This is a genomic window from Enterococcus sp. VV15 (assembly GCF_005236045.1).
Lineage (GTDB): Bacteria > Bacillota > Bacilli > Lactobacillales > Enterococcaceae > Enterococcus_B > Enterococcus_B durans.
The window spans coordinates 1-1,109 of the sequence record NZ_QPTY01000097.1; the positions used below are offsets into that span (position 1 = coordinate 1).

A 1,109-nucleotide genomic window follows, 5' to 3' on the forward strand; every position below is an offset into this window, starting at 1 on the left:
TTTGAACATAATATGAACGTGGTCTTTATCATGATTCCACTCCACTAAAGTAATGTGATACGATTCTGAAATTCTTTCAAAAGTAGTTTTGGCATAATCAGATATTTCATCATCAATCACTTGTCTACGATATTTCGTTACTAAAACAAGGTGGTAATAAAGAAGAAATACTGAATGATTATTTGTATCTAATTCCATGTTATATCAACTCATTTCTTGTATAGACTGATTGTAACATGGGACAAAATAAAAAGGCAATACGCCTTAGTTGTCGGTCTTCGAGTTACCAACGGTAACCCTCATACCGAACGGCATTCATCACCCACCTATAGAGGATGGGCGACTTCTGCCTAATTCTGTTAAAATAATCTGCTAATATTTCTTCAATCACAAAACCTTTTTTTCTATATAGATAGTCTATTGTTGATCCTACAATTAAATTCTCAGCCTGATTCTGTAGATCAAACGTTATATTATTGTTTCCATAAGATTGTAAGTCTTTACCTAAAAGACTCAATAATGAAATATCTTGATTGACCGGATTAGAAATAGAATTTAGACGTTGATATTTATCTAATATAATATATTTAGTAATGAACGGTAAAACTTGTTCATACTCTAATCCTTCCAACAATTTCTCATTTATACTGACTGATATCTCATTACTATCATCTGATATTTTTATATCATCCGCTTGTTTAACTATTGATACAGTTAAATTAAATTTATTTTGAATTACTCCGTGTGTTTTTTCAGCATCAATCTCTTTCCAATAGTCATCAATATATTCAGAAATACGACTTCTAGTTTCTTCGTTGAGTGGAAATTTTGATGAATTAAATTTTATCAGTGAGTCTATAACACGAATGTCTCTGACCCCATTCTTTTCCTGTTCACTAATCAATTTATTTACCATAATTTGAAAATAATTTGAGTTTTCAAATTTAGCAGGAAAATTTAGAGTACTTCCTTTTCTATAATCATTTATTATTAAATTTATATTATTTCTTAAATTTTTAGTACAATTAACCAAGTCAAGTCCATAATCCTGTGTAAAATACTATACAATGTTTTACCGGTCTCTCATTGATCAAACTTAATATATTTTC

At 29.1% G+C, this 1,109-nt stretch carries 1 protein-coding gene and 1 pseudogene; both read right to left on the reverse strand.

Annotation, left to right across the window (positions count from 1 at the left end):
• Positions 1-198, reverse strand: a pseudogene (gene tnpA / locus DVW83_RS14730) (IS200/IS605-like element ISEfa4 family transposase); the annotation flags it as partial.
• Positions 199-283: 85 nt separating this feature from the next.
• On the reverse strand, positions 284-1,033 hold the full coding sequence (locus DVW83_RS14735) for a hypothetical protein (protein ID WP_137239679.1): 750 nt from the start codon (positions 1,031-1,033) through the stop codon (positions 284-286).
• Positions 1,034-1,109 lie beyond the last annotated feature (76 nt).